This is a genomic window from Paenibacillus sp. JT22N15 (genome assembly GCF_059383755.1).
This window is the reverse complement of the sequence record NZ_JBXENV010000016.1, coordinates 144,988-165,828: the sequence shown is the minus strand read 5'-3', so window position 1 is coordinate 165,828 and position 20,841 is coordinate 144,988. Positions and strand designations below refer to the sequence as shown.

15 protein-coding genes are annotated in these 20,841 nt (G+C 50.9%); 4 read left to right on the top strand and 11 right to left on the bottom strand.

Translation table 11 applies throughout. From position 1 onward, the window contains the following. Positions 1 to 6: 6 nt before the first annotated feature. The 5 genes from AC50X8_RS26970 to AC50X8_RS26950 form a co-directional block, all read right to left on the bottom strand. A complete protein-coding gene (locus tag AC50X8_RS26970; RefSeq protein ID WP_494863730.1) occupies positions 7 to 648 on the bottom strand; it encodes a beta-mannanase in 642 nt (213 codons plus the stop codon). A gap of 25 nt (positions 649 to 673) precedes the next feature. Beyond that, on the bottom strand, positions 674 to 1,960 hold the full coding sequence (locus tag AC50X8_RS26965; protein WP_494863728.1) for a vWA domain-containing protein: 1,287 nt from the start codon (positions 1,958 to 1,960) through the stop codon (positions 674 to 676). 51 nt (positions 1,961 to 2,011) lie between these two features. After that, entirely contained in the window at positions 2,012 to 4,504 is a 2,493-nt protein-coding gene (locus AC50X8_RS26960; RefSeq protein WP_056032065.1) for a hypothetical protein, read from the bottom strand. A gap of 4 nt (positions 4,505 to 4,508) precedes the next feature. Further along, positions 4,509 to 7,898: a tubulin-like doman-containing protein gene (locus AC50X8_RS26955; protein WP_494882649.1), complete on the bottom strand. Its 3,390-nt coding sequence runs from the start codon at positions 7,896 to 7,898 to the stop codon at positions 4,509 to 4,511. Positions 7,899 to 8,878: 980 nt separating this feature from the next. Further along, a complete protein-coding gene (locus AC50X8_RS26950; RefSeq protein ID WP_494882647.1) occupies positions 8,879 to 10,645 on the bottom strand; it encodes a vWA domain-containing protein in 1,767 nt (588 codons plus the stop codon). A gap of 273 nt (positions 10,646 to 10,918) precedes the next feature. Between AC50X8_RS26950 and AC50X8_RS26945 the strand changes: the two genes are divergently transcribed. Together AC50X8_RS26945 and AC50X8_RS26940 are read left to right on the top strand one after the other, a co-directional pair. Next, on the top strand, positions 10,919 to 11,845 hold the full coding sequence (locus AC50X8_RS26945) for a zinc ribbon domain-containing protein (protein WP_081418675.1): 927 nt from the start codon (positions 10,919 to 10,921) through the stop codon (positions 11,843 to 11,845). A 313-nt stretch (positions 11,846 to 12,158) separates the two neighbouring features. Beyond that, positions 12,159 to 12,770, top strand: coding sequence for a hypothetical protein (locus AC50X8_RS26940; RefSeq protein WP_494882645.1), 612 nt, complete (start codon positions 12,159 to 12,161; stop codon positions 12,768 to 12,770). Between the two features lie 128 nt (positions 12,771 to 12,898). On the opposite strand, the gene AC50X8_RS26935 is transcribed toward AC50X8_RS26940, so the two are convergent. The 4 genes from AC50X8_RS26935 to AC50X8_RS26920 all read right to left on the bottom strand — a co-directional run bounded on the left by AC50X8_RS26935 (position 12,899) and on the right by AC50X8_RS26920 (position 16,549). Next, positions 12,899 to 13,852, bottom strand: coding sequence for an aromatic acid exporter family protein (locus AC50X8_RS26935; protein WP_081418676.1), 954 nt, complete (start codon positions 13,850 to 13,852; stop codon positions 12,899 to 12,901). 81 nt (positions 13,853 to 13,933) lie between these two features. Next, a complete protein-coding gene (locus AC50X8_RS26930) occupies positions 13,934 to 14,767 on the bottom strand; it encodes a methyl-accepting chemotaxis protein (protein WP_056032074.1) in 834 nt (277 codons plus the stop codon). Positions 14,768 to 14,952: 185 nt separating this feature from the next. Further along, the gene (locus AC50X8_RS26925) at positions 14,953 to 16,119 is read right to left on the bottom strand and encodes a Gfo/Idh/MocA family protein (RefSeq protein WP_056032077.1); all 1,167 of its coding nucleotides are present in this window, start codon (positions 16,117 to 16,119) and stop codon (positions 14,953 to 14,955) included. 229 nt (positions 16,120 to 16,348) lie between these two features. Beyond that, on the bottom strand, positions 16,349 to 16,549 hold the full coding sequence (locus tag AC50X8_RS26920; RefSeq protein ID WP_046231731.1) for a cold-shock protein: 201 nt from the start codon (positions 16,547 to 16,549) through the stop codon (positions 16,349 to 16,351). 336 nt (positions 16,550 to 16,885) lie between these two features. On the opposite strand from AC50X8_RS26920, the gene AC50X8_RS26915 reads away from it, so the two are divergent. Beyond that, a complete protein-coding gene (locus AC50X8_RS26915; protein ID WP_494882643.1) occupies positions 16,886 to 17,563 on the top strand; it encodes a cyclase family protein in 678 nt (225 codons plus the stop codon). 887 nt (positions 17,564 to 18,450) lie between these two features. Beyond that, complete coding sequence (locus tag AC50X8_RS26910; protein WP_056032083.1) at positions 18,451 to 19,107, top strand: phosphatase PAP2 family protein; 657 nt, start codon at positions 18,451 to 18,453, stop codon at positions 19,105 to 19,107. A 71-nt stretch (positions 19,108 to 19,178) separates the two neighbouring features. On the opposite strand, the gene nikE is transcribed toward AC50X8_RS26910, so the two are convergent. Next, entirely contained in the window at positions 19,179 to 20,003 is an 825-nt protein-coding gene (gene nikE, locus AC50X8_RS26905) for a nickel import ATP-binding protein NikE (RefSeq protein ID WP_494882642.1), read from the bottom strand. A gap of 3 nt (positions 20,004 to 20,006) precedes the next feature. Next, complete coding sequence (gene nikD / locus AC50X8_RS26900; protein WP_056032089.1) at positions 20,007 to 20,840, bottom strand: nickel import ATP-binding protein NikD; 834 nt, start codon at positions 20,838 to 20,840, stop codon at positions 20,007 to 20,009. Position 20,841: the final 1 nt, after the last annotated feature.

Below are 20,841 nucleotides of genomic sequence, written 5' to 3'. Positions count from 1 at the left end.
CTGCTGTCATTCCGGCACCAGTTCGTACAGCTGTGCGAAACGCGGGCCATCGGTGAAAAATACACGGACGAAGTCCTGCTTGCCGACCTCGATTGGCGGAAGCACATTCCGCCCGGAGGCGAAAGCGGCGGCAAATGGATACATCATGCCATCGTCCTTGCTCGCTGGATAGCCCCCCGCCTTTTTCACATAACACAATACATCCTTGGCAATCGGCACCTCCGCCGTCACCTGAATGGAAACCGTCTTATAGCGCTGAAGAAAGCCGGTCTTCTGCTTGACGGAATAGCGGATTTTCGCTCTGCCGGCGCTCACATCCAGCTCGTTGCGGCCATCGCTTTGCAGCCAGATGACTTTGCCATCCTCCGCTCCCTCTTCATAAATGTAGACGGTGAAGCGGTAGCGCCCGATGCCTTCCAGCCTCATATGATAGCCGTTGTTCGCCTTGTATTCGGCCCTAGTATATAGCTTTAATGATGCAAGCTCCGGCGTTCCTCTGAATGCCGCCTGCTCGGCCTCCGCCTTGCCGATATAAACCGCCTCGACGCCGCTCGGCCACAGCCATTGCAGCGTGCAGCGGTCGCCATTCAGCGTATGGGATAAGCCGTTGATGCGCGGCGAATCGCCCTCTGCCTCCACAAATCGCATCTGTCAATCGCCCCCTAGCTGACTTCTAAAATCCATGATTCCGGCTATCCTTCGAGGTTCCGTCGCCGCTCGATGCTCCGCGCTCTCTCGGGACTGGAGCCCCGCGGCGCCTGTCGTTCACCGGCCGGCTGTTTTCTCTAATCGGCACGATCAAGGTGAATAAGGAGATCATAATTGCAAGCAGCGCAATCGCCATGAAGCGGGTGAACGAATCACTGAGTAAATGGCCAGACAGCCACGCTTCCAGCACGAGGCCCGCCAGCAAGCCGCCAACTGCACCGCCAATGCCGAAGCTGCGCGCCAAATAGCGATTGTCGAAGAACAGCCCGATCGCTACGCCCAGCACACCGCCGATCAGCAGCATCGAGATGACGCGAACGATTTTGTAAAACGTTGCATCGGCCATCGGTCCCGTGCGCTCGGTGACGAGCGTGCGATCATCGATCGTATCGTAGATCGTCTGGAACGCTGTAGATACCTCTGTCGCCTTCTGCACATCGTAATAAGCGCCGCCTGTCGACTCGGCAATGTTGCGCAGCAGGTCCGCCCCTCTCGAATCCACGAGGCTGAGGCCGACGGAATTAATCGCAATCTGCTGCTCCTTGTAGAGCGCCAGCTGCGGAGCCACATCGGATTCACTGAAGCCATCCGACAGCAAAATCACCATCGTTCCGCGCTTGCTGTCCGCCTTCGCCTCAATCGTCTTCAACGATTCCTCCAGCGCGACGCTGAAATTCGTTCCGCCATCCGTCGGCACAAACGAGTCAATCGCCGCGTTGATTGCTGCCTTATTGGCAGCCGAGTCTACGCTCGTAAACGGCAGCACCTGCTCCGCCAAATCGCTGAAGCCCACAATCGCGACGCGTTTGTCATTGTCCATCTGGTCAATAAGCTGCTTCGCCGCCACATAACGCTGATTGTCCGGGTCCGTCTCCGCCATGCTGCCGGAGTTGTCGATGACAAGGACAATATCCTTCACCTGCTTTAAGCCACCAATATTGAGTCCGTAAAAAAACTGCAGTCCCCAGCCCGCTGCAAAAAGCAGCACAAGCGTCGCTGGCACGAACAGCTTCCACGAAAGCCCTGTGTAGCGCTGGCGCCAGGATGAGCCGTTCAAATGTGGATTGACGAGCTCTGCAACAAAGCAGCCGAGCCCGATAAATAATGCGAGTACGCCGAAATACAAGCCCATGAGAACCGAACGCGGCATATCGCCCGTCCACTGCGCCAGCATCAGTTCTCCGATGGCGTAGCCGATGAATCCCCCTATTAAGCTAAACAACAATAGTAGCAGGTTTATTTTTCGCTGCATGTGTATAGCATCCTCTCTTACATTCATTCGGCTTATTCCCTGCGCCCCGGTCTAACGCAGCTCCGGCAAGCCCGCCGGGTCCACGCCGTGGAACGCATAGCCGTTCTCTCTATATGTCTCGTAATACACCTTGCCGTTGCGATAATACAGCAGGTCTTCAAGATGGAAGCCGCCCATCAGGTTCAGCTTCTCCACACCGCTGCTGCGCTTCTCGTGAATGCAGCCAAGCTTGTAGATCCGCGACGTTTCGTCGACGCCAAGCGCATACTGCACAAACTCGCTGTCCGCGTCGCCGAACATATATTTTTCCTCGTAGCGATGCTCATGCGTGTAGTCCAGCAGCCGAACGTTGATCGACGCGTTCTCCTCCAGCGTCCGGTAGAGGCGCTTGAACAAATCCTCTTTCGCCAGCGCCTGGCGGTTCGTGTAGTCGATCGTCACATTCGCCCTGCGAAGCAGCTCCTCCTCGAACGTCTGGGCGAATGGCTCCGCCGTCAGCACATGCTTCAAGCATAACTGGGCCAGCTTATTTACGTAGGCCTCATTGCCCTGCTCCAGCAGCTCCGCCGCCGAACCGAGATAACGCTCATCAAACCAGATGCCCGCTCCCCGCTTATCCTGCACATCCAGCACAATATCTGCCGTTACCCGAGCGTAATATTCAAAAATATTTTGCCCGATGTAATCGTCAGCGGTCTTGATGCTTTGCAGCGCCGTCAGCTTCATGACATCCGCCATATCCGCCATTTGCTTGACGCGCAGGCGATACAGTTCATGAAGCTGCTCCAGCTCATCCGCCAAGCGGCGATACAGGGAAAGCTCCAGCTCCAGCCGGAGCAGCTCCCATTTCTGGCCATACACCAGCCCAAAAAAAGCACGGATAAACGAACGCAAATTTTGCTTATCCATAAAAGGCAGCCGCTGAATGCGGACATCTTCCGCGCGTCCCGACTGCGTGCGCTCCAACTCCTCGCGCGCCTGCTCCACCGCAATCGCCAGCTCTTTAATGCGGCTGCGGACGCCTGCGAGCACACTGCCATCGTCGCCGCTTGGCTCCGTCCAAGCACATAGCTGGTAGAAGCTAATGTCCGCACGCTCCCGCTCGAACTTGGCAACCGCACGCCGCATTTCCGGCGCCGCTCCAAATTCGGACAGCCGCTGCTGCGCCGTGCGGGCAAAATGATTATGGAAAAAGACAGCTGCCCCATCCCCGAACAGCGCCTCCTCAGCGTCTCTCAGCGATAATGGCTTCAACTGCTCATATCGGACGCCAGAGGTTAGCAGTCCCGTCATGTCGGCAAGCTGCTCCTCGCTTGGCAGCAGCTGCGTCAGCATCGCATCGACCGAGGCCGGATCGAGGCCAAAGCAGGCAAGCTTCTCCCGCATGCTGAGCTCAGGCTCCTTCGCCAGCAGCTCGGATAGCTGCATGTGCAGATGATACAGCACCGTCAGCGCAATCGAATAATTCGGGCGCTTCACCTTGGATAGCCCCGCTGAGACGAAGCCCTGCCTGCCTGACTCCGTACGCAGGCTGTTCTTAAACGTCGAGTTATTGTAGCCGCCGTAGGCTTCATCTGCCTGCGCATCCTTGCGCTTGCGGTTTTTGAGCAGCTGAATGTGGCAAATGATATCATAGTTGTCACGAATGCCGTTAACGGCGGTCATGCCCTTCTCATTGCGATCCGACAGCACGTAGACGAGATCGAACAGCGGCGACGGCGGGTGAACGACCGGAATCGCCAGCCCGTCGCCCGTCACCTCAAGCAGCGCCGAGAACGTATAGTCCGGCCGCTGCATCCCTTCCAGCTCGCGCAGAAAGCTCACGCCAATAGCGCTGGCGTGAGCGAAGGTATCCATTTGCTCACGCTCGCTGATTAGCGTATAAAGATCCATCTGCACGGATTTGAACGATTGCTGAAAAATCGCCTGTGCCAGCAGGGAAATATCCGGCACCAGCGCATTCATCGGGTCATCGGCACGCGTGATAACCGCCAAATGCAGCCGATCGAAGGAAGCATACAGCCTGCCATAATCGGCAATTGTATCGCTGACGCCGCGAAGCGCGCGGTTCAGGTCAGCCAAATAGCCGGCATTGCCGCGGAAGGCTTCCCATAGCTCCTTGCGCCCCGCCTTATGGTCGCTGCCAAACGACGACAAGCCGTCCAGCACGACCTCAGTCACCTTGGCGGCATTGGCGGCGCTCGCCGCCTGCCGTCCGTTTCCGCCGGCATATGCTGCTTTGCCGCCTGCGTAGCTTCCAGCAGAAGCGCCTGCTGCTCCGGCGGCTGGCGCCTGCCCGCCACTTCCGCTGGCTGAGCCGCCGCTCCTTGAAGTGGACGCGGCGTGAAAATAAATCACGCCAGCGCTATTTTCCCATTTCGCCGCATTCATCTGAATCATCGGCTCAATGGCTTGCCCCGCCTCGTCGCCAATATACAAAAATACGGTCGGATAATGAATGATGCTCTGGTCGTCTCCATGACCGCTGAGCATTTGCTCGGCAGCCGCATAATCAGCTGCATACCGCTCCAGAAGCTCTCTCATAGGCCTACTTCAACTTTCTGCGTATGTCGTTTAGTTTGCTCGTCATTTGCTTGTAGAACTGGTACAAATCTTCTCCGTTCGCCAGCTCAATCCGCTCGTACTCCAGGCGGTCACGGGCGTCGAGGAATGCGCTGAACAGCTCATCCAGCTTATGAACGAGCAGCTTCGTATCCTCCGTTGCCGTTAAATCCGTCACCCGGCGCGATGCTTTGCGCAGCAGGGCGGCACGGTTTTTCTCATCCAGCCCCCGGAAGCTCTCGAACACTTCATGCTCCACAAAGCTGCTGCTCTTCATCAGATTGGCGAATGGCGCCCACGCCTCTTCTTCTAGGTCGCGGTCATAGACATAAAGCGCGCCTTTCTTCACAATCGTTTCCGTATAAAGCGCCTCAATAAACTGATCCAGCCACTTCTCCTCATCCTGATGCAGGCTCAGCAGCTTCTCAAGCTCAGCAACCTTGTCGCTAATCGCATCGTATTTCGCCAGCTCCTCGCGCACACGCGCCAGCAGCTCCGGGGAACGGATGAGATTTTCCTGCGCCAAATCTTCATTCAGGCTGCCGAAAATATCCTTCACTCCATCCGGTGCCAAGCCTTCAGCCAGCAGGCGGCGAAGCTCAATGACCGCGCGCTTCACTTCGCCAAGATTCGGCTTCGCAGCGCTAGCCTCCATATTGTACGAGCTGAGCAGCGCTTGCAGCTGGAATGGCTGGGTGAACTGCACCGCATAACGGCTGCTCATGCTGTTGTCGACACCCTTCTCGCTAATAATCCGGTAGCCAAGCGCACGCTGGAATTCGGCACGCACGCGGGCATTATAGCCTTTCACCCTCGCATTGCTGTACGTATCGCCCCATGATTTCTCTGGAATTGGCGAAGGCAGATTCGTCCAGTTGACCTTCTCCGTCATGACGAGATGGCGGCCGACGCCTTCTTTATCGAGAATCGTCCGTTCATAGCTTTCCTCATACACCTTGAGCGGCGTATAGACGAACAGCGGCACGCCATTTTTCGTATTCAGCCAGAAAATCCGGTTTTTCACTTCACTCTCTTTAATGGTGAAATGCGATTTTCCTACCGCATTGCTCTGGTAATTGCGAATGCCCTTGAGTATGCTCGGCGCATGCTGCGGCACCGATACGAAGCCCCATGAAGGGAAATGCAAATTGCCTGAGCTATTGCTCAGATTGAACACGGCAACTGCCTCTTCATCCAGCTTCGTCGCAATAAAGCGCTCGACGAACTTCTCAATCGATTCGTCATTGCCATATTTCATCACGAGGAAATCTTCCATCGATCTCGTAATCAAATCGCCGAATTTATCGGTCAGGAAGTCGGAAATGGAATTGACGATGTCAATGTCCTTCTCCTTCACCCACTGGTCGGAATGGTCAAGCAGCCCCTGCGAGAAGTCGCGAATGAGATCATCGACATCCTTCTTCTCCATAATGCGGGCGATCACATCGGAAATGTCCGGCACGCCTACTAAATTCCAATAGTAGGTTTTGTTGCCCTTGTGATCGGCTTGCTCGTCGCCATTGATCAGAATATCGCCATTTTTCGCAAAAATGCCATTCAGCACGTTCAGCACTTCAGTAAATACACTGTAGAAGCGATTGTTCTCGTTGTTCAGCAGCTGATACAGATCCTCGTAGAACTCGATCATTTGCTCGGTACGCTCTACATCGGCGCGCAGCCAATATTCATTGATTTTAGCTTCAATGTAGCTGTTTTTCTTCTTGTCCTTGGACACGAAGGCGCTCTTCGCATCGCCCATCCGCTCTTCCGCTTGAATGCTTGCCGACTCAATGTCGCGCGGCAGGCGCAGCAGCGTTTCGCGCAGCACTTCAATGTAGGAAAGCAGCATTTTCAGCAGGCAGAAGCCCTTCTCGGTGTGCAGCAGGCGGGATACGTAAAACGGTCCCTGCTCTGGATGCAGGAAGGTACGGCGGATTTGGTCGGTGAACTGGCCGACGATTTCCCCTGGCAGCTGCTTCTTCGCTTTCACATATTCCTCGCGGGCACGCGTCAGGAACGTCTGCTCCAGCTCGGTATCCATGTTGACCACCTGCATTTTCACCACATTGCTGTAGTTCAGGCGCTCACTGTTCTCAAAGCCCGGAAGCGGCTCAGGCACGCGCGACTCGAACGTCTTGATCATCGTATCGAGATCAATGCCGAGCTTGCGGGCGAATTTCTCCACATCGTCCTGAGTCGGCGCTTTGTGGAACATTTTATCCATTTTGCTAAACAGGCGATACGCCAAAAAGGTCGTCATTTCCTCAATCGGCAGTACCGCCGACGAAGCGCCAATAATGTTGTAATCATAGTTCGCCGGATACTGCTTGTTCATTTGCGCAATATTCGTGCGGATGTTGCTGATATAGTCGTGAATAGCAAACTCTTCGCCGGATTGCTTATCCTCGCTCGCCATAAAGTTCGTAATATTTTCCGCTGTAACGTTCATGCAGTAGTCATAAGCGTTCTCCAGCAGCTTGCCCTCCGTGTTCGTCGCCGAAATCAGATGGCAAAGGTTAAACGGTGGAAGCGGCGAATTGACGCTGAGAATGCTGCCGTACTGCTGCTTGAAGCGCTCGCCGCGGGCATCAACATTCATCCAGTAGTCGAGCTCTTTGAGCGCGGCGTAGCCATTTTTCTTAATATATTCTCTAGTATGCTCGCTTAAGCTTTTGTTTGCGAGATTAATATCCGGCGTAAAAAGGTACCCCAGCGTGTTGACGCGGTCAACGCCCGCCGAGCCATGATCGCGCTCAATAATACCGCGCACGATATACGAAATATCAAGGAAGCAGCCGCTGCCCGTACCGCCGGATAGACCGGTAAGCAGGAATACCATCAGCTTTTTGCTTGTGCCGACGGAAAGCGTCTTAATTTTTTTATCGATGCTTTGCACAACCTGATTGATTTTCGTAAAAAGCAGTAGACGCCCAGCTTGGCGTACGCCTGCCGCGCCGTTCATGCCATCGGTAATGCTCAGCTCTGGCGACAGCCAATCGGTGATGTACGGCTCCAAAATGCTGCGGTTTTGCAGCAGCCCGCCGACTTCGGCATTGGAAAGCAGCACAAACTCATTGATTGGGTCGAGGCCGATGCCTTTATATTTTTTGTTGCGGTCCTGTTCATTGGTCTCAAAAGCTAGAAATTCGACGTTATTAGGCTTTTCCAGCTTGCGTTTGGACAAGGGATCTTCCGGCAGCTTAAAGCGTCGGTTAATTTGATATTTCAGGCGCAGCAGCGCATCGATGCCGGTGCCGCCGAGTCCAATAATGAGAATAGGATTATCGATTGTATCGACGCGAATTTTCTCACTGACGATACCTCCGCCTAATGAAACGTCTAGCTGCTGGATATGTTCTCTAACAATCGGCTTCATTCGTTCTACCTCCAAATGGTATGAATCATTGCTCTATACTTGTTAGAAGGAAGGCGAGAAAGAAGCTGCATTGCATGAAAAGATTGGCAACTGATCGCCATTACCCTTGAAATTCTATTAATAATCCCGTATACGGGGAATTTCAAGGGTAAAAGCATATGCTTACGAAGCTGCTTTCCTACGGAAAGCTTTAAACGAACGCTACGCTTCTACAGTCCAATCTTTTCATTCCATTCCGCTTTTCTCACCATACCTCTAACCCTATATTCCCACAAAAGTCTATCTACAATAGACGACCGCAAGGCCCTTTCCCCCTCGCAAATCCCCTAATATTTTTGCTCCATGCTCCTTATGACAGAGGCCTGCTCCTTGCACAAAGAAAGACTTGGCGGACACAGCAGACGCTATTTCAACTGAATTATGGTTTTGCCATAAGCAGCGGACTCAGGAGCCGCTAATGCGCTGCAAATGGCTGTTTTGACGGAATAATGGGTAGGATAACGGCTTTCCAGTCCGCTTGCCCCCTGAAATCGCATTAAAAACCAAAATAGCGGAATCTCAGTCCTTCAAAAAAGGAGTACGCATCCTGAGCGACTCGATCTCGGCCATAATCTCAGCAGGCCGACTCCAGATTGCTTATACTCCCTAGTTCTTGCACCTCATCTTTCATCTTTCATCTTTTATCTTTAGGTTCACGGGGTGTTCTTCCCCGCTAGAACCCCCATGGTTTTAATGTTCTTTAAAACCCTTGCGGTGAAAGGGGAGCGGAGTGAAGTGAAAGGTTTGAGCTGGAGAAGCGGAGCGTTCGCTTAAAGCTTTCCGTAGGAAAGCAGCTTCGGAAGCATAATCCCCTGCCCTTGGAATTGTACCGCTGAGCGGTTAATTGAACAATTCCAAGGGCAATGGCGATCGTAAGCCAAACCTTTCACGCCGCGCAGCTCCACTCTTCACCCATCTGTTTTACGTAACCCTAAAACCATCTAAACAATATATTCGATAAAAATCGTCTTATCGATCTGCTGCAAAGGAATCGTCAACCGCTCCCCGCTCTTGACCTCCAGACCGCCGCTGGCATCAACCGCACGTCCGGATTTCTCCACCGTACACGGCGAGCCGTTGCGAAGGACTAGGCGGTCGCTGTTGCCCGGCACGAATATGAGCTTCTCCGTCTCCTTCAGCTCCGGTGCCAGCTGCAGCAGCTGATGCAGCGAGAATTTGCCCCGGAAGGCATTCAGCTTCTTATACTGCGGGAACGTTTTGTCGCCCGTATTTTCATCGCGAATCTCGATGACCATCTGGCCGACAAAGCCGCGCCGCGCCTGCTTCAGGTAACGCATGATGAAAAAGGCAGCGGCCAGCAGCGCAATCAGCACAAGCGCTCCAATAATGACGGGAATGAGCGGGAATGGCTTATCGCTTTCTGCCCCAGTCCCAGTGCCCGCCGACGCGCCGCCTTTAGCACTAATTTTTACAGCAGCCGTTTCACGATAGAAGCTTGCCTCCTCCGCGCGAACCTTGAGCTCATAATCATGTTTGTCTGCCACCTTATAAGTGCCTTCAAAATGATCGCCCGCATTGTTCAGCTGAACTTCCTCTGTAGTACCCGTATCCAAATCATTGACGTACAGAACCGCCTTCATGTTGCGGTATTGCTCCTGATCGCTCAGCTTATTCCCGCCGCTTACCAGATAAGCGTTAATCGGGATGCTGTCCCCTTTGCTGTATGACGAGCTCGGGAGCTTATCCATCTCCAGCGCCAGATCATAGTTGAAAATAAGATTGATATCAATTTTGTCGCGATCCGCGCCCTTCACTTGAAGCGTCCAATCGCCCTCCTCCGGCTTCAGCAGCTTCATTAGAGAGTAGGTTTTGGACGTCGAGAGCAGCACCTGATCGCTCGGAATATCTATTTTGTTGCCTGACGGATCAATCAGCCTCGCCTCTACCTGCTTGGAGGACATAATGGAGATATTCGCTTCGAGCACGTTGCTGTTCGGCACTGTGATTTTGACATCCTGATAGTTGCCGTCAGCTGTAAAAGAATCGACAGGCACAACATTCAGCTGCAAATGGCTGGCGAAAATTTCACTCAGAATTTGCGGCAAATCAGCCGCCGTATTCGTTGAAAACGACTTGCCGCCTGTTTGCTGCGACACGCTCTCAAGCGCCGCTTTATTCAGCTTGCCATCGGCATTCAGCCCAATCGTATAGACCGGATAACCTTTGCTGGTCGCTTCCTTGAGCGCAGCATCCATATCTGCATCCGAATCGGCCTGCGTACGGCCCGACTTCGAATTAAAATCATTGTTTCCGTCCGCCAGCACGATGATCAGCGGCTCATGATCGGGGTCGGCCCCGTCATTCAAAATTTGCACCGCCTCTTTCACGCCGACAGCGATGTCGGTATAGGCCCCTCTTTTGAGCTGGTCAATGAATTGCTTGAGGTTCGTTTTATCGGCATCCGAGCTAATTTCAAGCAGCGCCTTCTCCCGCTGAATTTGATCGGTATAAGATACGATGCCCACCTGATCGCCCTTCTCGGACAGCATGTCGATGAACATCTTCATCGCCTCGTTGCCGATGCCGCCCGGATCGCTCGTGCTCATCGACTGGCTGACATCCAGTACTAGAACGGCGTCGATTTGCGAGCTCTGCGCGGCTGCATGTGCAGGAGCGGGAGCAAACCCGGCTAATGGAAGCAGCGTTATAAGAAATAACATGGTGAGGTAACGATATATTTGAATCATCTTTTGGCTCCTTCTCCACAAATTAAGCATATTGGTCCTTGTTGTCTTAATAATGATATACTGTCAGTATACCTGATAGAATCGCTTAAATCACTTCAAGCATAAGAGAGGACTCGCGCTTATGGTTACATACGTATGTCTAGGAATATTGTTTCTTTTCGTCTTGCTCCGGGGTATCCACTACTACAACCAGCGTAAAAAAGCACCTACGCCAGAGCAGCTTGATCAGCTTGCCTTAGCTATCTTTAAGAACAGCGATCGGGGGAACTCTTGATGAAAAAGATACCCGTGCAGCTGAATCCCTACATTAAAACACGACAAGCTTATGAAAAGCTTAAAATTTGCCGCAGCTGCGGCCGCTTCACCATACTCGGCGATAAAATATGCCCCTCCTGCGGAAAATCTTCCCTCATTAAACTGGAGAAAAAGGCGTCGTCGCTGCAACGAAGAGGTTTCGTAAAGGAAACTATTCTCATCCTTGCCCTTGTTGCCGCTGGAATATTCTTTTCAGAGTCGACTTTGCAGACGAGTCTTTGCGCCGCTGGCGGCGTAACGGCACTCATCCTTCTATGGATGCTTCGCCGCAACACCAGCGCGGAACGGCGCAGCTACCAGCTAGGCAAGCTGCTGCAGCGCGAATCGTTTAAGCTTGTAGATGGGCTGCGGCTCGACCGCGAAGCGGCGATCGAGGTGTTCCATAACGACGAGAAGCAGCAAGCGTATGAAATGCTGCGCGAGATCGGCACGCTCGTCCGTACGGACCAAATTAAGGTAGAGCAAATTTTACTGCTGCAATCGTTCGTACTGCGCAAAGATATGGATCTGATGTTGGAGCCGCTGCTGCTCGACCATTTCAATCCGGACCTTGTCTTGTATATGGGCGAGCTAACCAAGCTGAAACGGGATTTGCTGAAGGAGAAGGCGTTCCGCTACGCCCTTATTCATGAAGCGCAAATTTTGCGCATGAAGGACGGCGAGCAAATTCTCGTCGGCATTGCCGGAGCAGCCGTGCGCTTGAAGCGCTACGTCATTTTATACCCGCATCTGGTTATGCGCTATGCGCGCAAGCTGCCGAAGGACCGCTTTCTGCGGCTCTACAATGTCATTCGCAATAACCCGCAGCATAACTGGGGAGCGCTTGGCACAGAAGTTTTCGAAATTTATAATGAAAAGTACAAATGGGACACTCAGTTTCAATAGAACGGCTCGTTGCAGCTGGACTGAAGCTGGAAAAACTTCCTTTTCTCTATACTACCTATTTTTAGGTGAAAAGAATAGCGCAAACCCAGCTTTTGCTGTCGAAAAACAGCTCTCCTCGTACGTTTGGACGCCCTAATGGCATAGGACTTGCCCAATTACGGGAGAAAGCGCGCTGGCTCGCGCGAGAGGGGCATTTTTCGGCAGTTTCACACTAGTTTTAGCGATTCGACACTACCTTTGTCACCCTAGCAGGGAGTACCTTGTCCACCACGAATACTTTACATCAAAGACGAATGAAACGAGGTGCTCGCTAATGAATCTGTTAAAAACGAAAGATGCTGCCAGACAGCTAGCTGTGAGCGAAACGACGATCAGACGCTGGGTTGCCCTTTTCCCTGCCTCCTTTAGCAAGGATATGTTCGGTCACTATATTTTCGATGAACCCGCTTTAGAGAAGCTGCAAAGCGTAAAGACGAAGCTGGAGGCGGGCGAGCTGCTTCATGAGATGACCTTGCCTGAGCTAGCTCAAACGGTTGGTGTCACGGGGCTGCAGCAAAAGGCTGCCGGGGCTGCTGGTGCCGCCATTCCCTTCCCCGCTTTCAGCCCGGAAGAGACGAAGATCAAAATCGAATCCGCTTGGGATTTCAAAAATCCGCAGGAAGAGCTGGCAGAGCGCCTGGAGCGCATAGAAGGAACGCTGGCGCGCAAAGCGGACGAGGTCATTGGCGTGCAGCTGCTTCATCACCGCGAGGAGCTGGAGGAAATCCGCCAGACGCTCAATCAATTGGCGGCTTCCCTGTCGAGCATGCAGGAGCGTAATAAGCAGCTATCGTCGCTCGTATCCGTGCAGCCTGCCGCAGGAGGCATGGAGCGCAAGCCGCATAAAAAAAGAGCACTCTTCCGCCTGCCCTTCTCCTTCTTCTGAAAGCGGCGCCCGTCCGCCAACTCCTAAATTTCAAAAAAGCCAAGCCACCCTCTCCCATTGTGCAGGAAGAGAATAGCTTGGCTTTCATTTTTGTATAGTCCAGCTTTGTGCGTGGTCTGGCTCAGGGACTACAGCGTATTGACGAATCGCTCCAGCTCATTGGCTACCGCAAACAGGCTGGCCCGATTTTCAAATTCATCCCTCGTCTGCGGCAAAGGCAGCAGCTTATGATATTCGCGAACACCGCGCAGCATTTCATAAAAGTAATCGTAACGGTCTTCTCTCGAAGACTCAGCCTCGCCAACGTAGGCGCTGAGCAGCTCCATACATTCGCCAATCCGTTCGCCTTGCTCCAGCTGCGACGTAATTTGCGAAACAAGCGGCAGCAGACGCTCGAGCAAATCATATTGCTTGCGCTTCTGCTCAAAATATTGACGATAGCTCGGCCCCTTCTTGAGCGGCCTGTAATTTTCCGCATCGAGCTGGGCAATCTGGCTGGCCTTCCGCAGCACCGTTTCCAGCTGAAGCAGCTCATTGCCGTCCCACAGCGTATACCCCTTCTTCAAATACAAGGCATATTCCTTGAGAATAACGGCAATATAACGCTCTGTCTCCTGCTTGTAGCGGGTCATTTCCTTATCAATACTCGGCATGTAGCTGTTTACCAGCAGCGCAACGCCAAGGCCGATCACGACAACGAACAGCTCATTGAGCAAAAAAGAAACCTCGACCTTGCCATGGACAAATACATGCATCATAATAACCGCACTGCTGGCTATGCCTTCATGAATGCGCAGCTTCACGCAAAACGGAATAAACAGCAGCAGAACGACCAAGAAAGCATACGCATGGTAGCCGAGCAATTGAAACATGAGCATGGAGAAAAGCATGCCCGTCATGCAGGCAAGAAAGCGGCTGATGGCCGCCTGATTCGACTGGCGGCGGGACCGCTGAATGCACAGCAGCGTCAAAATACCCGCTGCCGTAAAGTTTTCCAGCTGCAAATAATGGGCGATTAAGATTGACAGGCTGACGCCAACTGCCGTCTTAATCGTCCGAAAACCGATTTTAATGACTTTCACCTGATTTCATTCCAGTTGTAGTGTATGCTCGAATCATAGCATACATCCGCAAATGTAGTAAAATCGCCCTTTGCTATCGGTTTATTGCTGATACGAGATGACTTTTTTAATAAATCCATGCATTTCCAAACCCGTTGCGTTCATCTGCTCAATAATCTCCATGAGATTGCTGACCAGCTTCGCTTGCTCTTGGGAAGATGATGTGATTTCGGCAATTTCCGTCTCCATCAGCTTGATTGACTCCTGCACCAGCTTGAGCGACTGCTCAATTTGCGTAGTCGCCCCTTTCGTATCCACGGACAGCTTGCGAATTTCCGACGCTACCACGCCAAAGCCTGCTCCCGCTTCGCCTACACGCGCTGCTTCAATCGCCGCATTGAGCCCAAGCAAGTTGGTTTGCTCTGAGATTTCGCGGATAAAGCCTGCGACTTTATTGACATCGCGTGACTTTTCGACCGCTTCCTTCGTATTAATTAAAATTTCCTCGGATGTCGAGTTCAACTGCTCCGAATGGGCAGCCAGATGCTGAACACCATCGAGCAATTTGCCATTAAAATGCTCCGTCTTATCCATGAGCTGTGCAAGCAGCTCTTGATTATCCATTTTGTAGGTGACGCACAGGCAAGCCTGCATTTCGCCCTGTTCATTTTTTATGGGCAAAAATAAGCAATCCAGCGGTACACCCGTTATTTCCTTCGGAATATGGGCTACCGTCTTCTCGTTGCCATTGTTCAAATCCTTATAGTTCTGATTAATCTCCAGCAAAGGGTCACCGGATTTATATCCAAGCTTGAATGGGTCCTCTGAATCAAAATAAACAAAGGTTTTCTCATCAATGATGGATAATGAAACATTTTCACGAATCATTTGTCGAATGTAAGGCATGGCTTCAATCAGAGCTTGAACGGTAGTCATAGTTTCCCATTTCCCCTTTATTAAAAACGTTATACTATAATATCGACAGCAAGGTTAATTTTATGGAGTGTTAATTCACAATAATTCTAGCGTACTATTTTATGAAGGACTTCTGATTTGATATAAGGGAAGGTCGAATAAAAAAAAGACATAGTTCACTGAAGAAGCCTATGTCTCTATATTCATTACACTTCCAAAACCTCAACCTTAACCCACTTCTCTGTCGCATGGCTTTTCAAAATAGCATCCGTCGTGCTCATCGAAATATGCCCATCCAAAAACGTTGCGAAAGGCGGCTCTTCGCCGCTTAGATGCTTGCCGTCGCGAATATACGCATAGAAATGCTGCATCATGTTCTTGATGGCATCCGGCCAGCCTTCATTATGGCCCCCCGGATGATGAATCGAGGAACGGGCGTCTGCCGCAAAAAGCGCCGGATCAGCCATCAGTACCTCATTCGCCTTGTCCCGGTAGCCAATCCACAGCTTTTCTGCCTCCTCCTGATTCCAGAAGGTCGATTTCTCCGTGCCATTCAGCTCAAAGCTGAGGCGGTTTTTGCGTCCCGCGCTCACTTGCGAAACCGAGAAGGCCCCCTTCGTGCCGTCGGTAAAACGGAGCAGCACGGTCGCATAGTCTTCCGTATCAATCGCTACATCTTCATATTCCGCGTTATCTCCCTGCTTCTGGTACGTTTCGGAGGCTTGCTTCGCCTTCTTCCGTACCGGATGCACGGTCGAGAAATCGGCGAATACCGCGTCTATCTTTTTCCCTGTGACATATTTAATTAAATCGCACCAATGCGAGCCTATATCCGCTATCGCTCTGGATCTGCCGCCGATCTCCGAGGACATCCGCCAGTTATAATCCGTTTCGTACAGCAGCCAGTCCTGCAAGTAGCTGCCGTGAACCAAATTGACTTTGCCTAAATCGCCGTCCCTTACCATCGATGCAAGCTGTTGAATGATTGGAAACTGGCGATAATTGAAATTAATGCCGTGGACGATGCCTTTTTCCTTCGCGAGCCGCAGCAGCTCTACCGATTCCTCGCTTGAAATGGCCAGCGGTTTTTCCGACAGCACATGCTTGCCCGCTTCAATCGCTTCCTTCGTAATCTGATAATGCAAATGGTTCGGCGTACAGTTATGAATCGCCTGAATATCGGGATTTCTCAGCATGTCCCGGTAATCGCCATAAGCGAGCGGCACACCCAGCTCCCGTGCCTTTTTCTCTGATGAGCTCTGGTCCGAGCCGGAAACCGCTACTACCTCTACAAAGCCAAGCCTTCGGCAGGCCTCAATATGCGCGGGGCCAATAAAACCGGCTCCAATTACGCCTACTTTTATTTTTTCCACTTTCTTCACCAACCCGTTAGTCTAATGGAAGAAGCTTAATTTCTGGTAAGCGCTTTCGCTATCCTAATCCTGATTCCCTTTCAGTGTAGCGCTCGCCTCGCCTTTCGTCAACGTGCACCCAGCAGGGCAACTGTACCGATTCATTCCAACAACATAAAAAAACAGCTGCCGGGAAAAATCCCGAACAGCTGTCTTTAATCCCTTGCGGGCATTTAGTCCGTTTTAAAGCCTACAGCTTTACAACGTTCTCGGCTTGCGGTCCACGGTTACCTTGAACCACGTTGAATTCAACTTGTTGACCTTCGTCCAAAGTTTTGAATCCGTCGCCAGTGATTGCACTGAAATGTACGAATACATCGTTTCCGCCTTCAACTTCGATGAAACCAAAGCCTTTTTCAGCGTTAAACCATTTAACTGTTCCTGTTTGCATAAGAGCACCTCCTTCTTTATAAAACATGACCCCTTTATTTCGTTAAAAATAAAAAAATCACATATGGTAGCAGGCTATAACCTCAAAAACCATAACCTTCTATCATATGTGAATTCAGGTCTAATTTTTATTACCCTTATCATACCACAACTGTTTGGAAAACACCAGCGCAAATGTAAGCGATTAAAATAAAGCGCGGAAACCGCCGCTTTATTCGGCTTTTTCCCGGCTCTCCCGGTCATGAATATGCCGCTTCATCAATAAGATAGTTCCATGCTGTACCAGTCAAACGAGGACTGATTGCTTCCATAATAAAAATAAAGGAGATTAGTAAAAATGAAGCGACTGCTCTTATCCTACCCGCTAAGTGTGCATACTCCTGTGTATAAGGATAATCCCCCTGTTGATATCGTTCAGCAGTTCAGCATCCAAAAAGGCGATCTGTTTAATCAATTTATGATAAAAACGATTAATCATAGCGGCACCCACATCGACGGCCCCTGGCACTTCAATCCACAAGGCAAAAAGCTGAGCGAGCTTCCTATAGACAATTTTGTGTTTCATCATGTGACTGTCCTCGATATTCCAAAAACCGATGACGAGCTGATTACTAAAGCAGATCTTGAGCCCTTTGCCCATCAGATCGCTGGCACAGATTTGCTGCTCATACGTACAGGGTTCGGGAAAATCCGCACTTCCGACCCTGTTCGCTACGGCAATCATAATCCGGGTTTTTCAGCTTCTGCTGCTAATTACTTAATGGTATTTGATTCCTTGCGAGCCGTAGGCATGGATTTCATTTCTTCTGCCTCACCGCTGCATATGGATGAAGGCATCGCTTTCCACCAAACCATGCTTGGAAAAGACCGGGTGGATGGACGATTCATCCTGCTGATCGAGGATATGAACTTAAATCATAATTTGTCCAATGTGGGCGTCGTTTACGCGGTGCCTTTGTTTATTGAAGGAGTCGACAGCAGCCTTGCTACGGTTTTCGCAGAGAAACGCTATTAAACGTAGTTTAACTCATAAAAAGAAAACCATAGCCGAGCACCTATTGGCCCCTTATGGGCAAATGGTTCGTTTTCTCTAATTTTACAAATACATTTAACGATCATATACGGCTTGGGCTTTAATGACCAGGCCGTGTTTATATATGCAGACTCGCTCTTGGCATGTCTAAAAATACGACAAAAAAAGACCGCTGGGCATTGCCCAGCAGTCTTCAGGAACCATATTCCACTTGCCTGCATATCTTTTGATGCATACACGTTTGTTTTCACTAAGCTTAGCTTTTCATCGAATTGAGCTGCGATTCGCCTTGATACAGCTCCTTGAGCATGCTTTGATAAAAGTTGTGCTCTTGGCCGCTCAAGCCTTCCCGGTTATTTTTAAGGATAAATGAGTTCAGGTGTCGTTTCAGAATTTCGTTTCGGCGTCCCAACATCTTCTTGTAAGTCAAGTGAGTAACCTCCATTTTGTTCTCCCAGGCGATTGGGTTTCTTTAAGTATAGCGGACTTTTCCCCCTGTATAAAATCCGGTCAGACCGCCTCAGTCCGGATAATTGGAGCTCAGCCACTCTCTCATAGGCTCATGGAAGGCATCCAGAAACATCCTGCCATATTCTCCCGATAACGTACCAACCCAGCTCAAGCGGCCTAAATGGCCTGCCTACTAAAGCTCGATTGAGTTTCAGGAGAAATCAGGGAAATCGCATACAATTTGAAATAAGACGCTGGATTGTCTATAGTTAAGGCAGAGAAATTAGCGTGAACGACTTTCGCCGTCCTCTGGCGGCAAAGCTAACGTTTCGCGGTGAAATATGAGCCCATTATAAGTGTGACTCTTATAAAAGCTTATATTTTTAAAAATTGTAAGTACGTTGCTTAAGGAGGCCGTGATGAAGTCGTTTTTGTTACGATGGTGGCATGTATTGGGCGTTTCAACCATTTATATACAAGGATTGATTTACTTATGGATTGGGAGAAATGCAGGTGCCATTGAAACCGTCCATTACAATTATTATTGGATTGACGTGAAAATCCCTTTCCTCTCCTGGTTTGTCTTTCCTTATATGAGCTGGATGCCTGTCATGTATTTGGCGTTTATCTACTTTGCAATTGTTGACCGCAAAATCTATTGGCGTGTTCTAGCTGCCTACAATATTGCCGTTATGGGCTGCAATGTGATTTTTCTCATGTTCGCTACGTATGTGCCGCGTCCCGACATTGAACCAAGCAATTTGGCGTTGACGCTGGTTCAATTTATATATAACAATGATGCTCCGCTGAATTGCTTCCCAAGCGTGCATTGCCTCACCAGTTATTTGCTGTTCATTACGATCAACCGCGATCTTAAGCTAAGCAACGTTTCCCGGATCTCTTGGAGCGTGCTCATGTGGCTGATTATAGCCTCTACCGTATTCATTAAGCAGCATTCCCTGCTCGATGTCGTTGGCGGCATTCTCGTCGCCGAGGTTACGTATCAGCTCGTTCGCCTGGCAGTTAACCGCTTCTACGTGCGCAAGAAGCAATATGTCAGCAGCAAGGCGATGTGATAGGGCAGAAGTAAACAAAGAAGACTCCAAAACCACTGTATAAGTGGAGCTGGAGTCTTCTTTTCTTACGATTAAGCCTCTGCACGGCTATCCAATGACGATCGGAAGCGATATCGGGGATGCTCGGGGAGCATGGCAGCAAGCAGTTGTTTCACGGCCCTGTGAGTGGATGCGAAAACTTGATCCTTATCATCGCACATCTCGATCACCCGCCCATGCTCCATCACCGCCAGCTTATCCGATATCGAATAGGCCGCTTTAATATCATGCGTAATAAACACGTACGAAAGCCCAAAATCCGCCCTCAGCTCGCTTAGCAAACTCAAAATATGCGTTTGATTCACCATATCGAGGCTGCTGACCGATTCATCTAGTACAATCAGCTTTGGCTTCAAGGCAATCGCTCTCGCGATATTAATGCGCTGCAGCTGTCCTCCGCTAAATTGATTCGGGTATTTCTGCATATCACCTGGCTTCAGGCCGACCCGTTCGAGCAGCCCGCCAATCATTCGTTTTTGCTCCTGTACGGACAGCCGCTCATAGTTCTCCAATGGCTCGCCAATGATCTGCTGCGCTGTCGCACGCGGGTTGACCGATGAATAACAGTCCTGAAACACCACTTGCAAATCCCGACGCAATGATCTGCGGGTAGCTGCATCCGACCGGTAAAGATCATGCCCTTGAAAAAGAATCTGACCGGCTTGCGGCTTTTCCAATCCGAGAATCACTTTGCCTAATGTGCTTTTTCCCGCACCGCTCGTCCCAAGCAGACCGAGGCATTCGCCTTCCTCCAGAGCAAGAGAGACGCCTGAGAGCACGGGGGCACGCTTAGCAGAACGCCATAGCAGCCTCGTCTCACCATAGGTGTGGGTGACTTCCTTTACCTGCAGCAGCATACGCTACCCCCTGTTTTCAAAATATCCGCTCAGATGGTCAGGCAGCTTCGGTCTGGCATTCAGCAGCTTTTTCGTATACGGATGCTGCGGATGATCAAACAATTGAAACACATCTGCCTTTTCTACGATTCGTCCCTGCTGCATCACAGCAACCTCATCGGCCAATTCAGAGATGACCCCTAAGTCATGGGAAATGAGCAAAATTGACGTGCCATGCTCCACTCGAAGGCGATCCAGCTCTCTCAGCACTTGCAATTGGTTCACGACATCCAGCGCCGTTGTCGGTTCATCGGCAATGACGACCGCGGGACGCAGACACATGCATATCGCAATCATGACCCTTTGCAGCATGCCGCCGCTGAGCTGGAAAGGATACAATTTCAACAGCTTGGCGGGATCGGGCAAGTTCATCGCCTCCATCGCGGTGACGGCCAACTCGACAGCTTGTTTTTTCGTAAGGGCGGTATGTGTACGAATCGTTTCAATGAAAGGAACGCCAATCGAATATACCGGCGTAAAAGCATTCATTGGATTTTGCATAATGAAAGAAATTTCTTTGCCCCGTATTTGCCGCATGTCCTCCGCCTTCAGACCATTCAGCTCGCGGCCATTCAATTGAATGCTGCCTTCGACAGTCGTATGCTTCGGGTCCAGAAGCTGCAGCAGGGAATTGCAGGTAACCGACTTGCCGCTGCCGCTCTCGCCCACAAGGCCAAGCACACGGCCGTGCTCAATATCAAAATGAATATCCTCGATCAGGGAAAGCATCCCTTGCTCCGACTTTACTTTCACATGCAGGCCGCTTACTTGCAGCACCTTGCGAGATTTTTCCAACATG